Annotated in this window: 17 protein-coding genes, 1 tRNA gene and 1 riboswitch; of the genes, 7 read left to right on the plus strand and 11 right to left on the minus strand. The window is 71.8% G+C overall.

The annotated features are described in order from the left end of the window. Both ACWCHM_RS28080 and ACWCHM_RS28085 read right to left on the minus strand, forming a co-directional pair. Complete coding sequence (locus ACWCHM_RS28080) at positions 1-264, minus strand: e9imm peptide (protein WP_454220464.1); 264 nt, start codon at positions 262-264, stop codon at positions 1-3. Positions 265-750: 486 nt separating this feature from the next. Next, positions 751-824: transfer RNA gene (locus ACWCHM_RS28085), tRNA-Gly, on the minus strand. 233 nt (positions 825-1,057) lie between these two features. On the opposite strand from ACWCHM_RS28085, the gene ACWCHM_RS28090 reads away from it, so the two are divergent. Continuing rightward, a complete protein-coding gene (locus tag ACWCHM_RS28090; RefSeq protein ID WP_204958438.1) occupies positions 1,058-2,092 on the plus strand; it encodes a zinc metalloprotease in 1,035 nt (344 codons plus the stop codon). Positions 2,093-2,164: 72 nt separating this feature from the next. Here the strand turns inward: ACWCHM_RS28090 and ACWCHM_RS28095 are convergent, their stop codons facing one another. Beyond that, complete coding sequence (locus ACWCHM_RS28095) at positions 2,165-2,719, minus strand: pyridoxamine 5'-phosphate oxidase family protein (protein WP_204958437.1); 555 nt, start codon at positions 2,717-2,719, stop codon at positions 2,165-2,167. A 146-nt stretch (positions 2,720-2,865) separates the two neighbouring features. Between ACWCHM_RS28095 and dcd the strand changes: the two genes are divergently transcribed. Then, on the plus strand, positions 2,866-3,444 hold the full coding sequence (gene dcd / locus ACWCHM_RS28100; protein ID WP_204958436.1) for a dCTP deaminase: 579 nt from the start codon (positions 2,866-2,868) through the stop codon (positions 3,442-3,444). Positions 3,445-3,493: 49 nt separating this feature from the next. On the opposite strand, the gene ACWCHM_RS28105 is transcribed toward dcd, so the two are convergent. The 4 genes from ACWCHM_RS28105 to ACWCHM_RS28120 all read right to left on the minus strand — a co-directional run bounded on the left by ACWCHM_RS28105 (position 3,494) and on the right by ACWCHM_RS28120 (position 8,319). Then, positions 3,494-4,534 carry a C40 family peptidase gene (locus tag ACWCHM_RS28105; protein ID WP_454220465.1) on the minus strand — a complete coding sequence of 347 codons (1,041 nt, stop codon included), beginning with the start codon at positions 4,532-4,534 and terminating at the stop codon, positions 3,494-3,496. Between the two features lie 12 nt (positions 4,535-4,546). Then, positions 4,547-4,683, minus strand: a riboswitch (cyclic di-AMP (ydaO/yuaA leader). Positions 4,684-4,838: 155 nt separating this feature from the next. Further along, on the minus strand, positions 4,839-5,837 hold the full coding sequence (locus tag ACWCHM_RS28110; RefSeq protein ID WP_204958434.1) for a C40 family peptidase: 999 nt from the start codon (positions 5,835-5,837) through the stop codon (positions 4,839-4,841). Between the two features lie 177 nt (positions 5,838-6,014). Then, positions 6,015-7,019 (minus strand): hemolysin family protein, encoded by a 1,005-nt coding sequence (locus ACWCHM_RS28115; protein ID WP_454220466.1) that lies wholly within the window; start codon positions 7,017-7,019, stop codon positions 6,015-6,017. Continuing rightward, a complete protein-coding gene (locus tag ACWCHM_RS28120; protein WP_239485356.1) occupies positions 7,012-8,319 on the minus strand; it encodes a hemolysin family protein in 1,308 nt (435 codons plus the stop codon). Before ACWCHM_RS28120 ends, ACWCHM_RS28115 begins: the two co-directional genes overlap by 8 nt. 145 nt (positions 8,320-8,464) lie before the next feature. On the opposite strand from ACWCHM_RS28120, the gene ACWCHM_RS28125 reads away from it, so the two are divergent. Then, positions 8,465-9,145: a GOLPH3/VPS74 family protein gene (locus ACWCHM_RS28125; protein WP_454220468.1), complete on the plus strand. Its 681-nt coding sequence runs from the start codon at positions 8,465-8,467 to the stop codon at positions 9,143-9,145. Positions 9,146-9,216: 71 nt separating this feature from the next. Here the strand turns inward: ACWCHM_RS28125 and ACWCHM_RS28130 are convergent, their stop codons facing one another. Both ACWCHM_RS28130 and ACWCHM_RS28135 read right to left on the minus strand, forming a co-directional pair. Beyond that, the gene (locus ACWCHM_RS28130; RefSeq protein ID WP_454220469.1) at positions 9,217-11,433 is read right to left on the minus strand and encodes a (Fe-S)-binding protein; all 2,217 of its coding nucleotides are present in this window, start codon (positions 11,431-11,433) and stop codon (positions 9,217-9,219) included. A gap of 288 nt (positions 11,434-11,721) precedes the next feature. Further along, on the minus strand, positions 11,722-11,985 hold the full coding sequence (locus ACWCHM_RS28135) for a cell division protein CrgA (protein WP_204958429.1): 264 nt from the start codon (positions 11,983-11,985) through the stop codon (positions 11,722-11,724). A 228-nt stretch (positions 11,986-12,213) separates the two neighbouring features. Here ACWCHM_RS28135 and ACWCHM_RS28140 point away from each other — a divergent pair, with 228 nt between their 5' ends. From ACWCHM_RS28140 to ACWCHM_RS28155, 4 genes are read left to right on the plus strand one after another with little or no spacing between them, the layout of a single operon-like run. Further along, on the plus strand, positions 12,214-13,020 hold the full coding sequence (locus ACWCHM_RS28140; RefSeq protein ID WP_204958428.1) for a DUF881 domain-containing protein: 807 nt from the start codon (positions 12,214-12,216) through the stop codon (positions 13,018-13,020). Continuing rightward, positions 13,017-14,198 (plus strand): class E sortase, encoded by a 1,182-nt coding sequence (locus tag ACWCHM_RS28145; RefSeq protein WP_454220470.1) that lies wholly within the window; start codon positions 13,017-13,019, stop codon positions 14,196-14,198. The genes ACWCHM_RS28140 and ACWCHM_RS28145 overlap by 4 nt, the downstream gene beginning before the upstream one ends. Positions 14,199-14,203: 5 nt before the next feature. Then, complete coding sequence (locus tag ACWCHM_RS28150) at positions 14,204-14,482, plus strand: hypothetical protein (RefSeq protein ID WP_204958426.1); 279 nt, start codon at positions 14,204-14,206, stop codon at positions 14,480-14,482. A gap of 4 nt (positions 14,483-14,486) precedes the next feature. Continuing rightward, positions 14,487-15,137, plus strand: coding sequence for an aminodeoxychorismate/anthranilate synthase component II (locus tag ACWCHM_RS28155; protein WP_454220472.1), 651 nt, complete (start codon positions 14,487-14,489; stop codon positions 15,135-15,137). Between the two features lie 161 nt (positions 15,138-15,298). Here ACWCHM_RS28155 and pknB read toward each other — a convergent pair whose 3' ends face one another. Both pknB and ACWCHM_RS28165 read right to left on the minus strand, forming a co-directional pair. After that, entirely contained in the window at positions 15,299-17,104 is a 1,806-nt protein-coding gene (gene pknB / locus ACWCHM_RS28160) for a Stk1 family PASTA domain-containing Ser/Thr kinase (RefSeq protein ID WP_204958424.1), read from the minus strand. After that, positions 17,101-18,579, minus strand: a complete 1,479-nt coding sequence (locus tag ACWCHM_RS28165) for a serine/threonine-protein kinase (RefSeq protein WP_204958937.1) — start codon at positions 18,577-18,579, stop codon at positions 17,101-17,103. Before ACWCHM_RS28165 ends, pknB begins: the two co-directional genes overlap by 4 nt.

An 18,579-nucleotide genomic window follows, 5' to 3' on the forward strand; every position in this document is an offset into this window, starting at 1 on the left:
TCAGCGACGTCGGAGCCGGTCGTCGGGCTCCGGCCACGGGGTGGCCGGCATCTCGACCGGCCGGCGCGCCGACGCGCGGTCGACGACCTCAGTGGCCGTCAACTCGGGGACGGTGGTGAAGATCAGATCGGAGACGTCCGGACAGGCCAGATCACGGCCGAGCCTCTCCAGCCAGTCGTACAGTTCGACGTCGTCGGCGTAGTCGAGCCGCATGATCCGATCGACGAGGGCCACGGCCTCGTCCCGGGTCAGCTTCGCCGGCACGGCAACCTCCTCGGAGCAGGGGGGACGGCACCCGCATGAGCCTCGACGGAAAGTGCCGTCGTTTCCACCTCGGCCTGTCGCCCGGGTCATCCTGGGCAGGGTAGTCCTGGCGCGTCCTTTCGAGCTGATGTCGTCAACGAATCAGGCAGCAGGCGACGGACGGCGGGATAGGCAGCAGGCGACGGACGGCGCGCTGTGCTGACGTCTGACACCGCTGCGGTCATCGGTGTGAATCGTTCACGTCATCAGGTCTAAAGGGCGCGCACGGGCATATGTCCCCGCCATGCTCACCCGTGGGGCGTCAGGCCGCCGGGATCCCGGTGACCGGCGGGCAGTGGGGGTGGCGAGCGGTGGTTCGGACGGGGTGGGCCCGGCGCGCCACCCGCGCCGTCGCCGGCACCAGAGGCGGGCCCGCGCGCCATCACGGTCCGGATGAGACACCGAAGGCCCTGACCCGGATTCGCATCCGGGTCAGGGCCTTCGTGGTGGAGCGGGTGACGGGAATCGAACCCGCACTGTCAGCTTGGGAAGCTGATGTTCTGCCATTGAACTACACCCGCAAGCGGGACCACTGTACCTGAGGTGACCGCGCCCGCGCACCCGGGCACCCCGCACGCCACCGATCACCTTGCGTAGGCAACCAGCCACCACCTGCTGAAACAAAACGGTCAGATGTTTCACAGAAGCAGCTTGGGGACGTTCTCAAACGTGTCGATCAGTTGTAACGTCACCCCCACGTTCACGACCTCGGCGCGACATACCCCCTGCCGCGCCGCCAGAAAGAGGTGGGCCCATGGGACTGCGTCCCAACCTGCTGACCCGGCGTGCCGCCGGTGTCGCGTCGACGACCTTCGCGCTGCTGTTGAGCACCGCTGCGGTGGGCGTCGTACCTGCGGCTTCCGCGTACTCCGCAGCCCCCGACAACACTTCCTGCGCGGAGCCGGCCGACGCCCACGCGGACGTCCACTCCGACGCCCGCGTCCGTGGCGGCAGCAAGGCTGCCCACAAGCGGCACGACCCCAACGAGCTGACCGCCAAGCAGGTCCAGGAGCGGGAGGCGGAGTTCGCCGCCGCCCTGCGCAACAGCGCCCTACAGTCGAAGTCCAGCTACCGCAGCGGCTCGACTGAGGGCACGACGGTGGCGCTGGCCCCGATCAGCATCCCGGTCGTCGTGCACGTCATCCAGCGGGACAGCACCCGGGCCGGGGGCAACATCCCCGACTCGATGATCAACTCGCAGATCAGCGTGCTCAACCAGGCGTACAGCGGTGCGACCGGTGGGGCCGCCACGGGTTTCACCTTCCAGCTCCAGAAGATCAACCGGGTCACCAACGCGTCGTGGTACCCGATCGTGCAGGGTTCCTCGGCCGAGCGGGCGATGAAGACCTCGCTGCGCACCGGCGGCAAGAACACCCTCAACATGTACCTGGGTGAGCTGAGCGACGACCTGCTCGGCTGGGCCACCTTCCCCAAGCGCACCCTGGACGTGATGGACGGCGTCGTGGTGCTCGGCGAATCGCTGCCGAACGGCACCGCCACCAACTACAACCTGGGCGACACCGGCACCCACGAGGTCGGCCACTGGCTGAACCTCTACCACACCTTCCAGGGTGGCTGCTCGGGCTCGGGCGACGGCGTCTCGGACACCCCGGCCGAGCGTGAGCCGGCCTACCAGTGCCCGACCGGCCGGGACACCTGCACCGCGACCGGCAAGGACCCGATCACCAACTTCATGGACTACACCTACGACTCGTGCATGTACCAGTTCACCGCTGGGCAGGCGAGCCGCATGGTGAACGCCTGGACCGCGTACCGCGCGTCGGCCTGACCGGCGGCACCGCACAGCGTCAGGTGCCGGCTCCGTCCCCTGGGGACGGGGCCGGCACCGTCGTTTCCGGGGTCAGGCGGCGGTGCGACGGGTGTCGAACCCGTGCCTGCCGCGCCGGGACGGGCGCTGGTCGGGCAGGCCGGCGACACCGTGCCGACCGGGCACCGGGTCGAGCCAGACCTGCACGGCGGGACGCCCGGCGTCACCGCTGAACGGGCCACCGTGCTCGCGGCGGGTGAGCATGGCGACGTCGACGCTGAACTCGAAGAGCCGCCAGTCGACCTGGGGCGCGGCCCGGCCGATCTCGGCCACCAGCGCCACCCGGGCCGGGTCGGTCACCGGCTCGGCGCGACCGGCGACGTACGCCTCGTCGTCGCTGTCCTCAGGCGGAAACGAGTGGAGCGCGTAGCGGCCGTCGCGTTCGAGGTCACGCCGCTTGGGCGAGTCGACGACGAAGCAGAACAGCCCGCCGTCGGTGACCAGCGGGCAGACCGGGTGCACCCGGGGACCGCCGTCGGCGCGGACGGTGGCCAGGTAGCCGAAACCCGACCCGTACTGCTGGAGGAGAAGGCGGATCCCGTCGGCGAGTCGGGGCTCGTCGGCGGCGAATGCGGACCAGGATGCCATGTCGTCATCCTATCGAACAGGCGTTCGAAAATCAGTCCGACACGCAGGTCGAACGGCCCGACGTACGCCTCGGAGCCGGCGACGACGCCGGCCGGTGGGGCGGCCCGGTGGGCGGGTCCGGCCGGGGCGCTGGATATGGTGTCCCGATGCTGCTCTCCGACCGGGACCTCGTCTCCGAGATCAAGGCGGGCGCGCTGGCGCTGGAGCCGTTCGAGCCGAGTCTGGTGCAGCCGTCCAGCATCGACGTGCGCCTCGACAAGCTGTTCCGGGTGTTCAACAACCACCTCTACACCCACATCGACCCGTCGGTGCAGCAGGACGACCTGACGTCGATGGTCGAGGTGCCGGCGGGCGAGCCGTTCGTGCTGCACCCGGGCGAGTTCGTGCTCGCCTCCACGCTTGAGGTCATCTCCCTCGGCGACCAGCTCGCCGGCCGGTTGGAGGGCAAGTCGAGCCTGGGCCGGCTGGGGCTGCTCACCCACTCGACCGCCGGTTTCATCGACCCGGGCTTCTCCGGCCACGTCACGCTGGAGCTGTCGAACGTGGCCAACCTGCCGATCACCCTCTGGCCGGGCATGAAGATCGGCCAGCTCTGCATCTTCCGGCTCTCCTCGCCGGCCGAGCACCCCTACGGCTCCGCGGTGTACGGGTCGCGCTACCAGGGCCAGCGGGGGCCGACCCCCAGCCGTTCCTGGCAGAACTGGCGCACCTGGACCATCGGCTGACGCGGCGTGCCGTGTCGGGGCCCCGGGTCCGGGGCCCCGACACGGTGGCTCAGCCGGGTCGGCCGTAGCTGTTGACCGGCCCGTCGTCGACCCGCTTCATCGTGATCGGTTTGCCCGCCTGGGACGCGTGCACGACCCAGCCGTCCCCGACGTACATTCCGACGTGGTGCAGGTCGGAGTAGTAGAAGACCAGGTCGCCGGGGCGCAGGTCGGCCCGGCTCACCCGGTCGGTGACCTGGCGCTGCTGCCGGGCGTTGTGCGGCAACGACACCCCGGCCTTCGCCCAGGCCGCCATGGTCAGCCCGGAACAGTCGTAGTTGTTCGGTCCGGCCGCGCCCCACACGTACAACTTGCCGATCTGGGCGCAGGCGAACTTGACCGCCGTACCGGCCGGACCACCTGGGTAGCCTGCGGGGCACGGCGCCGGGCGCAGCGGCCCGCCGCCGCCGTTGCCGTAGACCTTGAGCCGCAGCTTCTGCAACCTGTCGATCTCGGTGTTGATCTGCTTCTTGCGGGCCGCGAGCTGCGCTTCGGTACGGCTCAACTGGGCGACCATCTCGTCCAGCGGCGCCTTGGTCGCGGCGAGTTCGTCGCGCAGTTCGGCGACGGCCCGCACCTCGCGCTGCTGGCGGCTGGCGAACCGGTCCAGCAGCCCCAGCTGTTCGACCACCTGGCTCGGGTTGCGGCTGCCCAGCAGGGCGTTGACGGTGGACATGTTCTCGCCCTTGTACGCCTGCACGGCGAGGCCGCTGACCTGGTTCATCGCCTGGTCGACACGGCGTTGCAGGGGGGCGATGCGCTTGCCGAGCGCGTCGGCCTGCCGGCGCTTGGCGGCGAGGTCGATGCGGGTGGCGTTGTGCTGTTCGATGAGCGGTTCGAGCTTGTTCCAGTCCTGGTCGATCTGCCGTTCGATCTCGGCGACCGAGGGGTCGGCGTGCGCCGCCGTAGGGCCACCGGTCAGTACGACCGCTGCGGCGGCCAGGGTGGCGAGGGTGGTGGTGAAGCGGGACCAGCGTGGGCGCGGCACCGTCGTGTTCCGGGCGACCTGGGTCGTCCGGTGCGACGGCGGCCGCGGGGCATGGTGTGCCACCGGGCTCCGGGCTCCTTCTTCCTCGACCGCCTACCGGGTTAGCTGACGGGTTCGGGCGGGAAGGGAGCGCCCTACCGCGGCGGTCGCGGATTCACCCCGGCGTACCTGGGTCCCCGGCTCGCCCGAAGGCGACTCGGCGATGCCGGCCGACGCCACCCCGGGCGGGGCGGACCTGGTGCCGACCGACGATTGACCAGAGTAGAGATGGTCGTTATCGATCCGCAACCCGCCGGGCCGGCACACTCGGTGACCGAAAAACACGCAACCCCCGGCCCATCGGGCCGGGGGTTGACGTCTGCGCTGGTCAGGGGCGGCGGAAGCCGGCCACCGGCATGTAGTTGATGCTGGTCACCTGGACCGGCTTACCGGTCCGGGGCGCGTGCACCATCATGTCGTTGCCCAGGTAGAGCCCGACGTGGTGCAGGTCGCTGAAGAAGAAGACCAGATCGCCGGGGCGGGCCTCGGAGCGCGGGATGGCCTTGCCCTCGTTCCACTGCGCACCGGTGAAGTGGGTCAGCGAGATACCTGCCGCCTTGTACGCGAACTGGGTGAGCCCGGAGCAGTCGAACGAGTTCGGCCCGGTGGCGCCCCAGACGTACGGGTCACCGACCTGCGCGCAGGCGGTCGCGATCGCGGTCCGGGCGGCGGAGCTGACCACACCGTTGATCGTGGGGCAGCCGTTCACCTTCACCGTGGTCTTCGGCATCGCCGCCTGCAGCCGCTTGATCTCGGCATTGATCTGCTTCTTCTTGGCCGCGAGTTCCTTCTCCTGCTTCACCTCGGCGGCGATCAGCGTGTCGAGCTTCTGCTTCTCGGCGTCGTACTTGCGGCGGACCACGAGCACGGCCTCGACCTCCCGGCGCTGCTCGGCGGCGAGCCGGTCCAGGATGGTCAGCTGCGTGGCGAGGGTGCCCGGCTTGGTGGTGGTGAGCAGCGCGCTCAGCTCCTGCGAGGGGCCAGACTTGTAGTAGCGGGAGGCGAGGTCACCGACCCGGCCCAGGGCGAGTTCACTCTGCAGCGCCAGCGGCTCGATCTTCTTCTGGAGGTCGGCCGCCTTCTTGCGGTTGACCTTCAGCTGCTCCTGGACTTTGTGGTGGCTCTCGATGGTCGGTTCGATCTGCTCCCACTGCTTGTCGAGGGCCGCCTCGATCTCCTCGGGCGACGGCGCGGCGTGGGCCGGCACGGCGAACATCCCGGCACCGACGGCGACCGCCGCGACCAGGGTGAGCAGGCGGCGGGCGATCCGCCGGAGGGCTGCCGGCCGTACGGGCGGCTGGCCCTGGGCGTGACGGTGAGGGGGCATGGTTGCCACCGGCGTCGACTCCTTTGCAACCGACCGCCGGGCGCCTCGCTAAGGGGAAGAAGGAGGCAGACGTCCCACAGCGGCCGGTGCAACATTAGGGGCAGTCGCGGTGGGGAATCAAGGCGGGTGGGCAATCCATCACATCAGTGCAATCGCTTGCACACAAAGGGTGTCCACTCAATTTCCAACGATGGCAGTCAATACGTCGTCGAGCGTGACCACCCCCAGCGGGCGGCGACCGTCGCTCACCAGCACCATGTGCCGCCGCTCGCGCCGCATCGCCAGCAGCAGATCGGCCAACGTACGGTCCGGCGGGACCACCGCCAGCGGCCGGTAGACCTCGGCCGGCACCGGCGCGCGACGGGCCACCCCGGCGTACCCGAGGACGTCCTTGACGTGCACGAACCCCAGCACCCGGCGGGTGGAACGCTGCACCACCGGGAACCGGGACCGGCCGGTGCTCGTCGCCAACACCTCCAGCGACGCCGGTGAGACGTCCTCGGCCACCGTGGTCACCGTGGACCACGGTTGCAGCGCGTCGGCCGCCGTCCGGTCGTGCAACGCCAGCGCCCCGGTGATCCGGGCGTGTTCCCCGGCGTCGAGCAACCCCTCGGTGCGGGCCTGGGCGACCAGCCCGGCCAACTCCTCGGCGGTGAAGACCGTCTTGACCGCGTCGGCCGCCTCCACCGCCCACAGCCGCAGCACCTGCCGCGCCGCCCACTTCATCGCCAGCAGCAACGGCTTGGTGGCCAGGCAGAACGCCAGCATCGCCGGCCCCAGCCAGAGCGCCGACGGCTCCGGCCCGGCCAGGGTGATGTTCTTGGGCACCATCTCGCCGACCACGGTGTGCAGGAACACCACCACGCCCAGCGCGATCAGGAAGGAGACCGGGTGCACCGCGCCCGCCGGCAGCAGCACCGCGTGGAACACCGGCTCCAGCAGGTGGGCCAGGGCCGGCTCGGCGATCGCGCCCAACCCGAGCGAACAGACCGTGATGCCCAACTGCGCCCCGGCGATCATCAGCGGGATCTGGTTCATCGCCGACAACGCCCACCGGGCCCGCTTCGAGGTGGCGGCCAACGGCTCCACCACCGTACGACGCGACGCGATCAGGGCGAACTCGCTGCCCACGAAGAACGCGTTGCCGAGCAGCAGCATCACCGCCACCAGCAGCTCAGTCATCGGCGTGCGGCTCCTCGGGGCGGACCACCCGGACCTGTTCGATCCGGTGCCGCTCCACCTCGACGACGGTGAACGCGTAGCCGTCCGCCCGGGTCGTCTCGCCCGGCAACGGAATGTGCCCCAACCGGGCCATCAGGAAGCCCGCCAGCGTCTCGTACGGGCCCTCGGGCAGCCGGAAGCCGGTCTGCTCGAACAACTCGTCCCCACGCAGCACCCCGTCCACCAGGACCGTCCGTTCCCCGCCCGGCACGGTCAGCCCGGTGTCGTGGACGTCGTCCACGGTGGCCGGGTCGAACTCGTCGGCGATCTCCCCGACCAGTTCCTCGACCAGGTCCTCGACGGTCACCACGCCGTCGGTGCCCCCGTACTCGTCGACGACGATGGCCAGGTCGGACCCGGCGGCCTTCAACGCCGCCAGCACCCCGTCGAGGTCCAGGCTCTCCGGGACGTACACCGGCTCGCGGGCGACCGAGGCGACGGTGGTGCGGGCCCGCGCGGCCAGCGGCACGCCGAGCGCGTCCGGCACGGCCGCGACCCCGGTGACCAGGTCGAGGGTCTCCTCGAAGACGGGGAACCGGGTGCGGCCGGTACGCCGGGACAGGTCCAGCAGCTCGGCGACGGTGGCGGTGGCCCGCAGCGCGATCACGTCCACCCGGGGGGTCATCGCCTCGGCGGCCCGTTTGTCGCCGAAGCGGATGGTCCGGCGCAGCAGCATCGCGGTGTCCGGCGGCAGCGCGCCCGCGCGGGCCGAGATGGCCGCGAGCAGCCCGAGCTCCTCCGGGGAGCGGGCGCTGGCCAGTTCCTCCTGCGGTTCCACGCCGAGCTGGCGGACCAGCCGGTTCGCCGAGTCGTTCAGCCCGCGGATCAGCCAGCCGAAGGCCCGGGAGAAGGCCCGCATCGGGCCGGCGGTGGCCAACGCCGCCGGCATCGGCCGGGCCAGCGCCAGGTTCTTCGGCACCAGCTCACCGAAGAGCATCGAGAGCAGGGTGGCCAGCGCCAGGGCGAGCAGCGGGCCGAACCGGTCCGTCCCGCCCAGCGGGGCCAGCAGCGGGGCGAACAGCCGGGACAGGGCGGGTTCGGCCAGGTAGCCGGTGAGCAACGCGGTGAGGGTGATACCGAGCTGCGCCCCGGAGAGCTGGAAGGACAGCTCGCGCAGCGCCCGGCGGACGGTGGCGGCGGTGGCGTCGCCGGCCTCGGCCCGCCTGTCGATCTCCGCCCGGTCGACGGTGACCAGGGCGAACTCGGCCGCGACGAAGAACGCGTTGCCGGCGGTCAGCAGCACGAAGCCGGCCAGGGGCAGCAGCGTGCCGAGCAGCAGTGAGTCGATGGACGTAATTGTTTCAGATCCTCCCCCGGCGGTCACCGGGGCGTGGCAGACGGTCACCGGCGTCACCGCCGGGTCCGCCCACGGGCGGGGTTCGCGGCACGGAGTTAGCGTGGACGGCATGGCACCGCTGACCCTCGCTGACGAACTGGTCCTGCTCGCCTACGACGACACCGGCGTGAACCGGCTCGGCCGGCCGCACCTCGACTATGGGCTGTCCGGTGCGGTGCTGCTCGAACTGGCTCTCGCCGGTCGGGTCGAGGTGGCCGACGACCGGCTGGTGGTGACCGACCCGACGCCGGTCGGCCGTCCGCTGCTCGATGACGCCCTCGCGCAGGTGGCCGCCGACGGCAGGCGTCGCCGGCCCAAGGACTGGATCAGCCGGCTGGCCAAGGGGCTGCCCGACCGGGTGCTGTCGGGCCTGGTCGACGCAGGGGTGCTGCGCCGGGAGTCCGACCGGGTGCTGCTGGTCTTCCCGCGTACCCGTTACCCGTCGCCGACCGGCGCGGAGCCGGCGGCGGAGACGGCGGCCCGGCAGCGGATGGTCGACGCGCTGCTCGCCGACGGCCCGGTGGAGGCCCGGACGGCCGCGCTGCTCGGCCTGACCCGCGCGGTGGGGCTGGACCGCAAGCTCTTCCGGGAGCTGCCGAAGGAACGGCTCAAGGCCCGCGCCACGGAAATCGCTGACGGGGACTGGGCGTCCGCGGCGACCAAGAAGGCGATCGAGGAGACCCAGGCCGCGATCATGATCGCGACCACGGTCACCACCACGGCCGCCATCATCACCACCACGTCGTCCTGAGGGCCGCTGCGGCGGCGGCACCGGGTGGGGTGCCGCCGCCGTCGTGCGTCCGCCCCGGCGGTGGTACGGCCTCAGCCGGCGGTCGGCGCGGTCTGCTTCTCGCCGGGCGCGGTGTCCGGCCTGACCGAGCGCAGCAGCACGCTGGCCACGTCGACCACCTCGACCTGCTCGCCGGCGCCCTTGCCGTTGACCCCGTCGTTGAGCATCGTCGAGCAGAACGGGCAGCCGACGGCGACGGTCCGCGCCCCGGTGGACATGGCCTCCTCGACCCGGTCCACGTTGATCCGCTTGCCGATCTTCTCCTCCATCCACATCCGGGCGCCGCCGGCACCGCAGCAGAAGGAGCGTTCGCTGTTGCGCGGCATCTCGATCAGGTCGGAGCCGGTCCCGCCGCCACCGTTGAGGGCGCTGCCGAGCACCTCCCGGGGGGCGGCGAAGACCCGGTTGTGCCGGCCCAGGTAGCAGGGGTCGTGGTAGGTGACGCCGCCGTCGACCGGCTGCACCGGGGTGAGCCGGCCGGTGCTGACCAGGTGGGCCAGGAGCTGGGTGTGGTGGACCACCTCGAACTCGCCGCCGAGCTGGCCGTACTCGTTGCCGAGGGTGTTGAAGCAGTGCGGGCAGGTGGCGACGATCTTGCGCTTGGCCCGATCCCGGCCCTCGAACGCCTCGTTGAGGGTCTCGACGTTCTGCTGGGCGAGCATCTGGAAGACGAACTCGTTGCCGATCCGCCGGGCCGGGTCACCGGAGCAGGTCTCGCCCTCGCCGAGGATGGCGAAGGAGACGCCCGCCTCGTTCAGCAGGGTGGCGACCGCCCGGGTGGTCTTCTTGGCCCGGTCCTCGAACGCGCCGGCGCAGCCGACCCAGAACAGGTACTCGAAGTCGTCGACCTCGCCGACCCGGGGCACCTCGAAGCCCAACCCCTTGGTCCAGTCCTCGCGGGTGTTCTGCGGGGCGCCCCACGGGTTGCCCTTGTTCTCCAGGTTGCGCAGCATCACGCCGGCCTCGGACGGGAAGCTCGACTCGATCAGGACCTGGTAGCGCCGCATGTCGACGATGTGGTCGACGTGCTCGATGTCGACCGGGCACTGCTCGACGCAGGCCCCGCAGGTGGTGCAGGACCACAACACGTCCGGGTCGATGACGCCACCGGCCTCGGCGTCGCCGATCAGCGGCTTCTCGGCCTCGGCGAGGGTGAGCACGTCGAGGTGGGCGAGCTGCGCCGCGGTGGCCTTCTCCTCGCCGGTGAGGTCCTTGCCGCCGCCGGCCAGCAGGTAGGGCGCCTTGGCGTACGCGTGGTCGCGGAGGCTCAGCACGAGCAGCTTGGGCGACAGCGGCTTGCCGGTGTTCCAGGCCGGGCACTGCGACTGGCAGCGCCCGCACTCGGTGCAGGTGCTGAAGTCGAGCAGGCCCTTCCAGGTGAACTGCTCGACCTGGGCGACGCCGAACTGGTCGGACTCGGGGTCGGCCTCCTCGAAGTCGAGCGGCTTGCCCTGGCTGGTCATCGGGCGCAGCGGGCCGAGCCCGGAGCCGGCGGGCCGGGCCGGCTCGCGCTTGAAGAAGATGTTGAAGAACGCCAGGAAGCGGTGCCAGGCGACGCCCATCGTCACGTTCAACGCGATGACGATCAGCCAGGTCATCGAGATGGCGATCTTGATGAGGGCGGCCACGCTGACCCCGGCCGGCCAGGCGGGCAGCAGCGCGCCGACGGCGTGGCTGACCGGGGTGGCCCAGACCGGGTACTCGAAGTGGTCGGTGGCGACCTTGAAGCCGCGGATCACGAACCCCATGATCAGCACGGCGAGGACGACCGCCTCGACGAAGTAGCCCTGCCACATGGTGGAGCCGGTGAACCGGGAACGCCCGCCCGGACGGGTCGGCCGGTTGCGGACCCGGATCGCGATCAGCACGACGATGCCGATCGTGCCGAGCACCGCGATCACTTCGGTGACCAGGCCGTAGACGGCGAGGCCGCCGATCAGCGGCAGGCCGCCGGTCGGCGAGACGACCTCGAAGTACGCCTCCAGCACGAGCAGCGACAGCACGATGAAGCCGACCATCACGAACCAGTGCGCGGCCCCCACCACACCCCACCGGAGCATCCGGGTGTGGCCGGCCGTCTCGACCAGCATCGTCTTCGCCCGGGTGCCCTTGTCGGCGAACCGTTCCGGCGCGGGTTGCCCCAGCCGGATGACGGCCACCATCCTCAGCACCGCGCGCACCGCGAGCCACACCGCCACGGCGGTGATGGCGGCGGCGAGGACCGTGGTGACGATCTGGACGCTACCCATCGAGTTGGCCTCCCGGTCTGCTGCCTGTCGAGCGGCTCGGCGACCGGGGGCCGGCTCAGGGGGTGGCCGGCGTGCTGCCGCCGCACCCCCGACCGGACCGGTCGATGACCTCGCTCCGCTCGGTCATGCAGTGCAGCCTACGCGAAAGTTACCCGACGGTAACGTGAATCTTCTCGCACCAGGCCACGCCGCCCTGCGGACACCATAGGGCTCCCGACGCCGAAGCGCCGGGCTGGGGCCGTCCGGGGTGACCTGGGACGTGTCGCGGGACGCGGCGGAGCGCCGCGCTCAACGCCAGCGGGAGAGCAGGACCAGCGAGCCCACCATCGCGCCGAAACCGACCGCGAGGTTCCAGTAGCCCCACGAGGCGACCGGGTACTCCTGCTCGGAGAGGTAGTAGACCACCAGCCAGCCGATGCCGCCGACGATCAGCGCGACAGCGGTCGCCGGCAGCCACACCGGGCTAGGCTTGCGCGTCGCCGCCGTCGTCGTCGGACGGACGTCCGTCGGCGGGGTGTACACCTTCTTCTTACGGACCTGAGACTTGGGCACGACGCTCTCCAGAGGGGTGACGACCTCGTCCGGCCTGACAACCGGGCGCGGGGGCGACGGTCCATGGCCAATAATGTTCGACAGCTAGCGTAGTCCGGAAGGCCGCTCCAGGCCATGAATGGGGTCGATCCGGTGCCCACGGTGACCGGATTCGGGCGGGTCGACGCGATGCCGGTGACCGTCCCGGGTCGTGACGGGCGTCACCACACGACGGGAGAGGAACGCTCGGTGGAGTACACATCCGGTGCCGCGTCCTGGCAGAAGGCCATGCGCCGGGCGGTCGCCGCCTTCCTGCCACGACGCCCCCGGCAGCGCCGGCCGGGCTGGTCGGTGGGCGTGCCGCTGATCGCCGCCGCGGCCGGGCTGCTCTTCACCACCACGGCGACCACCGCCGGCGGCACCGCCCTGCGCGAGGACCGCCGACCCCAGCTGACCCAGCTCATCGAGGACCGCCGGGAGCAGGTGGCCGAAAGCGAGCTGCGGGCCGCCCGGCTGCGCGCCGACGTCGAGGGCGAGACGGCAACCCTGGCCGACACCGACGAACCGATCAAGGAACAGCGCGACCGCGCCCAGGCGATCCAGCAGGCGGCCGGGTTCACCCCGCTCGCCGGGCCCGGGGTGACCGTCGAACTGAACGACGCCCCGAGGCGCAGTGACGGCACGTTACCCAAGGGCGCCACCAACGACGACCTGGTCGTCCACCAGGGTGACGTGCAGGCGGTGGTCAACGCGCTCTGGGCCGGAGGTGCGGAGGCCATGTCCATCATGAACGTCCGCGTGCTCTCCACCAGCGCGGTACGCTGCGTCGGTAACACCCTGCTGTTGCACGGCCGGGTGTACTCGCCACCATTCAAGATCGTAGCAATCGGCGATCCCGCTGCCCTCCAGCAGGCCCTCGCCGGCTCTCAGGGAGTCGGGTTGTTCAAGCAGGCGGTCGACCACTACCAGCTCGGTTACTCCGAGCGCGTCGGCTCCGTCGGCGTGCCCGCGTTCGAGGACTCGACGGCGCTGCGATCGGCGACGGTGCCGCGATGACCCGGCAGGGCGGGGACCCGCGCCGCGGCGACCAGCACGACGGGCCGACCGCCTTCCTCCCCCCGGTCGACCGGTCCACGCCGCCCGCCCCCGCCCGCCCGCAAGCCGGCGGCCCGCAGACCGCCCGTCCGCATACCGCCGACCCGCGAACCGCCCGTCCGCAGGCCGCCGGCCCCTGGCCCGCACCGGTGCTGCCCAACCGCCAGCCGCCGCCCGCCTGGCCGGGCCACCCCACCCCACCCGCGCCCACCGGCCGGCAGCCGGACCGCACGGTCGACCCGGCGGCGACGGCGCTGCTCCCGGTGCTGCCGGCCCGGCCAACCGGCCCGGCGCTCGACTCCACCGCGCTGATGGGGGCGGTGCCACCGGCCCCCGAACCCGACGGGTCAGGCGACCCCGTCCCGCCCCCACCCCCGCCCCGCCGCGGTGAACGGGTGGTGCAGCTACGCCCGGAACAGACCGGGGAGGGCTACAAGAGCGTCTACTCGGAGCTGACCCGGCCCACCTTCGCCTCCCGGCTGCGGACCGGCGTCCGGGTCAGCGGCGAATTGCTGATCACCTTCGGCCTGGTGGTGCTCCTCTTCGCCGGCTACGAGATCTGGGGCAAGTCGGCCCTGGTCGACGCCCATCAGAGCAAGCTCAACAAGCAGCTCGCCCAGGCGTGGGGCCCGACCGGCGACCCCACAGTCGGCCCCACCGGCCCGGCCAAGGCGGTCGCCCCGGCCGAGGGCCAGCCGATCGCCGGGCTCTACATCCCCAGCCTCGACAAGAACTGGGTGGTCGTCGAGGGCGTCACCCAGGAGGACATCCGCTACGCCCCGGGCCACTACCCGAAGAGCGCGCTCCCCGGCGAGGTGGGCAACTTCTCCGTCGCCGGGCACCGCAACCGGGCCACCTTCTGGCGGCTGGACGAGCTGAAGACCGGCGACGCGATCCTCCTGGAGGGCAAGCAGGACTGGTACGTCTACAAGGTGTACCAGTCCCGGATCGTCCGCCCCGACCAGGTCGAGGTGGTCGCCCCGGTGCCCGGCAAGCCGAACGTGAAACCCACCCGCAAACTGCTCACCCTCACCACCTGCAACCCGAAGTTCGACAACTACCAGCGGCTGATCGTCCACGCCGAACTCGACCGTACGCAGCCCAAGTCGCAGGGGCCCCCGCCGGAGCTCGAGGGCTGACGGCGATGTACTCCTGGATCTGGCGCAAGCTGCCCTTCGGGCTGCCCGGCAAGCTGCTCGGCTCGGTGCTGATCGCCACCGCGACGGTGGCGCTGCTCTGGTACGTGGTGTTCCCCTGGGCCGAGCCGCTGCTGCCCTTCGACGACGTGCAGGTCACCCAGGACTCCGGCAATCCGGGCGGCGACTCCGCCGTCGACCCGGACGCGCCGGCCGGTGACGGGCACGACCTGCCGTACGACACCGACCAGAACAACACCCCACCCGCCCCCTCCCCAAGCCGGTGAGCCCATGCGTGTCCTCGTGATCGACAACTACGACTCCTTCGTGTTCAACCTCGTGCAGTATCTGGGGCAGCTCGGCGTGGAGTGCGAGGTCCGGCGCAACGACGAGATCGACGTCGCCGAGGTCGGCCGGGTCAGCGCCGCCGGCATCCTGCTCTCGCCGGGGCCGGGCAGCCCGGACCGCGCCGGCATCTGCCTCGACGTCATCCACCGGTACGCCGGCGAGCTGCCGATCTTCGGCGTCTGCCTGGGCCACCAGGCGATCGGGGAGGCGTTCGGCGGCACCGTCACCCGGGCGCCCGAGCTGCTGCACGGCAAGACCTCCGAGGTGCGACACCACTCGGTCGGGGTGCTGGCCGGCCTGCCCGACCCGTTCACCGCCACCCGCTACCACTCGCTTGCGGTGCTACCCGAGACGCTGCCCGACGAGCTGGAGGTCACCGGCTGGACGGCCTCCGGCGTGGTGATGGCGATGCGGCACCGGACGCTGCCCATCGAGGGGGTGCAGTTCCACCCGGAGTCGGTGCTCACCGAGGGCGGCCACCTGATGCTGGCCAACTGGGTCGCCGCCTGCGGCCACCCGGAGGCGCTGGAACGCGCCCCGGAGCTGGCCGCCGAGGTCGACGCCCGCCGCCGGGCCGCCTTCGCCACCCTCTGACGGGTCGCCGCGCCGGCTCCCGTCCTGTCCGCCCCGTCCCGTCGGCAGATCCGTGCCCGCCGTCCCCGACGGATGTCCGTCCCGACCCGCGCCCGCCGCGGCTCCCGAAAGAGGCGGGCTCGGCCCCTACGGACCGGGCCCGGCACGACGGGCGATACGGGTCAGTCGTCGTTGCTGCGGAACGGTGGGGTGGGTAGCGGGAACCCGCCCCCCGTGCCGTCGCCGGGCGGCGTGGTGGTCGGCGCCGGCGTGGTCGGCGTCGGCGGCGTCGGCGACTCGGTCACCTCCGGCACGCTCACCACGATGGTGACCGTGCTCCCCTTGGCCTTCTTGGTGCCGGCCTTCGGGTTCTGGCTCTGCACCTTGCCGGCCTCGTCGGCCGGAACCTCCGAACCGAGTTCCGGGTTGACCTTGAAACCGGCGTTCTCCAGGGTCCGGGTGGCCTCCGTCTGGCTGAGGTCCTTGACGTCCGGCACCTCACGGACGTTGCCCCGGGAGACGGTGAGGGTCACCTCGGTGCCCTCCGGCACCTTCTCGCCCTCGGGCGGGGCGACGTCGAGGACGATGTCCTCGCTCTCCTCGCTGTCCTTCGTCACCACCTTGACCCTGAACTTCTCGTCCTTGAGCCGGGTCTCGGCGCTCTCGACCTTGCTGCCCTTGAGGCCGTTGGGGATGCTGACCTCGGGCTTGCCGCCGCAGAGGCTCACCGTCACCTGGCCGTTCTCCTCCAGCGCGGTGCCGGCCGGCGGGTCCTGCCTGACCACCGTGCCCACCTTGCAGGTGCTGTCGAAGACCTGGTCGCCGGTCGCCGGCACCAGGCCGGAATTGCGGATCTCGGCGAACGCCACGTCCTGCGTCTTGCCCGCCAGGTTGGGCACCGGGCTCTTCTTCGGCTCCTGGCCGTTCATCAGCAGCGCCGCGACCAGGGCGATCACCGCCAGGACGCCGACCGCCGCGAACGCCGCGATCACCCAGGCCGAACTCTTGCGCCGCTGCGGGTCGCCGACCCGGGCCGGAATCTGCCGGGTCTGCTGGCCGACCACCTGGGTCGGGTAGCCGCTCGCCGCCGCGGCCATCGGGGTCGTCTCGTCCTGGCTCAGGACGGGGGTGGCCATCACCGGCCGGCCGGCGGCGGCGCGGAGCAGGTCGGCCCGCATCTCACCGGCGCTCTGGTAGCGGTTGAGCGGGTTCTTCGACAGTGCCTTGAGCACGATCGCGTCGATCGCCGGGGTGACGTCCGGGTTGATGTCGCTCGGCGTCGGCGGGGCCTCCCGCACGTGCTGGTACGCCACGCTGACCGGACTGTCGCCGACGAACGGCGGGTGGCCGCAGACCAGCTCGAACAGCACGCAGCCGGCGGCGTAGACGTCGGAGCGGGCGTCGACGGCCTCACCGCGCGCCTGCTCGGGGGAGAGGTACTGGGCCGTGCCGATCACCGCGCTGGTCTGCGTCATCGTGGTGGCACCGCTGGCCAGCGCGCGGGCGATGCCGAAGTCCATCACCTTGACCTGGCCGGTCTGGGTGAGCATCACATTACCGGGCTTGATGTCGCGGTGGATGATCCCGTGCCGGTGGCTGAACTCCAGGGCCGCGCACATGTCGGCGCAGATCTCCAGCGCCCGGCGCGGCTGGAGCCGCCCCTCGACGCCGAGGACCTCCTTGAGGGTCCGCCCGTTCACGAACTCCATCACGATGAACGGGAGGGTCTCCCCGGTCGGGGCGGTCTCCTCACCGGTGTCGTAGACGGCGACGATCGCCGGGTGGTTCAGCGAGGCGGCGTTCTGCGCCTCCCGACGGAACCGCATCTGGAAGGTGGCGTCCCGGGCCAGGTCCGTCCGGAGCATCTTGATCGCGACGTCCCGACCGAGCCGGAGGTCCCGACCGCGGTGCACCTCGGCCATGCCGCCGTAACCGAGCAGCTCGCCGACCTGGTACCTGCCACCGAGCAGGCGGGCCTGGGCTGTCATCGCGTTCGTCGTCCTTCGCTCGTCGTCGTCTCGCCGGCATCCGGTCCGAGCCGTACCACCCGACGGTACGACGTCCCGGCCGGATCGTCGCGTCCGAGGGCACTCAGCGCGCCGGACGTCGTGCCCGACGTACCGGGGTCGCCGGTGCTCGTCCGCTGCCGCGCCGCGTAGGCGAGCACACCGGAGCAGACCAGCACCAGCACCGCCAGCAGGATCGCCAGGGTCACCATGCCGGACCGGGAACGGGCAGGTGGGGCGGGGGGTGGCAGGGGCTGTCGGGCGTACACGGGCCGGTCGGCGCGCAGCTGGGCGGGCGGCACCGAGGCCGCCCCCCGGAGCTGCTGCGGATAGGGCCGGGTCATCGGGGTGGCCTGGACCGGCGGACGCTGCGGGGTCACCGGCGGCTGCGGGTGCCGGGCGGCGACCGGCGGCCGGGCCTGCCCACCCATCGGCGGCCGGGCCTGCCCACCGACCGGGGGCCGCGCCTGCCCGCTCACCGCCGGCCGGTGCGGGTGCGCCGGCACGCCGGGCTGCTGCCGGGGTACGCCCGGCACCTGGGCGCGGGCCATCGGGCCGGCCGGGGAGGCCGGTGCCCCGGAGACCGGGCCACCGGAGACCGGGCCGGGATGCCCACCGTTACCGGCGCGGGCCTGCTGGGAGAGGGCCTGCTTGGCCTGCCGGGCGACGGAGGCCAGGGCGGCGGCGCTCGGCCAGCGGTGGCCCGGCTCCTTGGCCATTGCCCGCTCCACGATCGCCTTGACCTGCGGCGGAATGTCGCCGGGCAGCGGCCGGGGAGTGTCCCGCACGTGCTTCATCGCGATTTCGAGCGGGTTGTCCCCCTCGAAGGGCCGCCGGCCGGCGAGGCACTGGTAGGCCACCACACCGAGCGCGTACACGTCGGAGGCGGGCGTGGCGGTGGCGCCGGTGGCCTGCTCGGGGGAGATGTACGAGGCGGTGCCGAGCACCGACCCGGCGGCGGTGAGCTGGCCGACCAGCTCGGACCGGGCGATGCCGAAGTCGGTGAGCACCAGCGTGCCGTTCGGCCGGACGAGCAGGTTGCCCGGCTTGACGTCGCGGTGCACGATGCCCTTCTCGTGGGCGGCGTGCAGGGCGTCGGCGGCCTGGGCGAGCAGGGCCATCGTCCGGGCCGGGGTGAGCCGGCCGACCCGGCTGAGCGTCGCCGACAGGGCGTCACCCTCGACGTACTCCATGACCAGGAAGGCGATCTGCTGGTCGCTGCCGAAGTCGTACACGTCGACCACGCCGGGGTGGTTGATGGTGGCCATGGTGCGCGCCTCGCCGCGGAAGCGTTCGGCGAAGCCGGGCTCGTCGAGCAGCGCCGGGAGCAGGCTCTTCACCGCCACCGTACGGCCCAGCACCTGGTCGGTGCCGCGCCAGACGTCGCCCATGCCGCCGCTGGCGATCCGCTCGTCGAGACGGTAGCGGTTGCCGAGCTGCACCCCGGGGCTGAGCAT

Source organism: Micromonospora sp. SCSIO 07396, from assembly GCF_053667945.1.

Coding starts and splice junctions, on each gene's coding strand:
- ACWCHM_RS28150 (WP_204958426.1), top strand. CDS start 14,204: ATGTACTCCTGGATCTGGCGCAAGCTGCCCTTCGGGCTGCCCGGCAAG.
- dcd (WP_204958436.1), top strand. CDS start 2,866: ATGCTGCTCTCCGACCGGGACCTCGTCTCCGAGATCAAGGCGGGCGCG.
- ACWCHM_RS28165 (WP_204958937.1), bottom strand. CDS start 18,579: ATGCTCAGCCCCGGGGTGCAGCTCGGCAACCGCTACCGTCTCGACGAG.
- ACWCHM_RS28090 (WP_204958438.1), top strand. CDS start 1,058: ATGGGACTGCGTCCCAACCTGCTGACCCGGCGTGCCGCCGGTGTCGCG.
- ACWCHM_RS28125 (WP_454220468.1), top strand. CDS start 8,465: ATGGCACCGCTGACCCTCGCTGACGAACTGGTCCTGCTCGCCTACGAC.
- ACWCHM_RS28110 (WP_204958434.1), bottom strand. CDS start 5,837: ATGCCCCCTCACCGTCACGCCCAGGGCCAGCCGCCCGTACGGCCGGCA.
- ACWCHM_RS28145 (WP_454220470.1), top strand. CDS start 13,017: ATGACCCGGCAGGGCGGGGACCCGCGCCGCGGCGACCAGCACGACGGG.
- pknB (WP_204958424.1), bottom strand. CDS start 17,104: ATGACAGCCCAGGCCCGCCTGCTCGGTGGCAGGTACCAGGTCGGCGAG.
- ACWCHM_RS28130 (WP_454220469.1), bottom strand. CDS start 11,433: ATGGGTAGCGTCCAGATCGTCACCACGGTCCTCGCCGCCGCCATCACC.
- ACWCHM_RS28095 (WP_204958437.1), bottom strand. CDS start 2,719: ATGGCATCCTGGTCCGCATTCGCCGCCGACGAGCCCCGACTCGCCGAC.
- ACWCHM_RS28115 (WP_454220466.1), bottom strand. CDS start 7,019: ATGACTGAGCTGCTGGTGGCGGTGATGCTGCTGCTCGGCAACGCGTTC.
- ACWCHM_RS28155 (WP_454220472.1), top strand. CDS start 14,487: ATGCGTGTCCTCGTGATCGACAACTACGACTCCTTCGTGTTCAACCTC.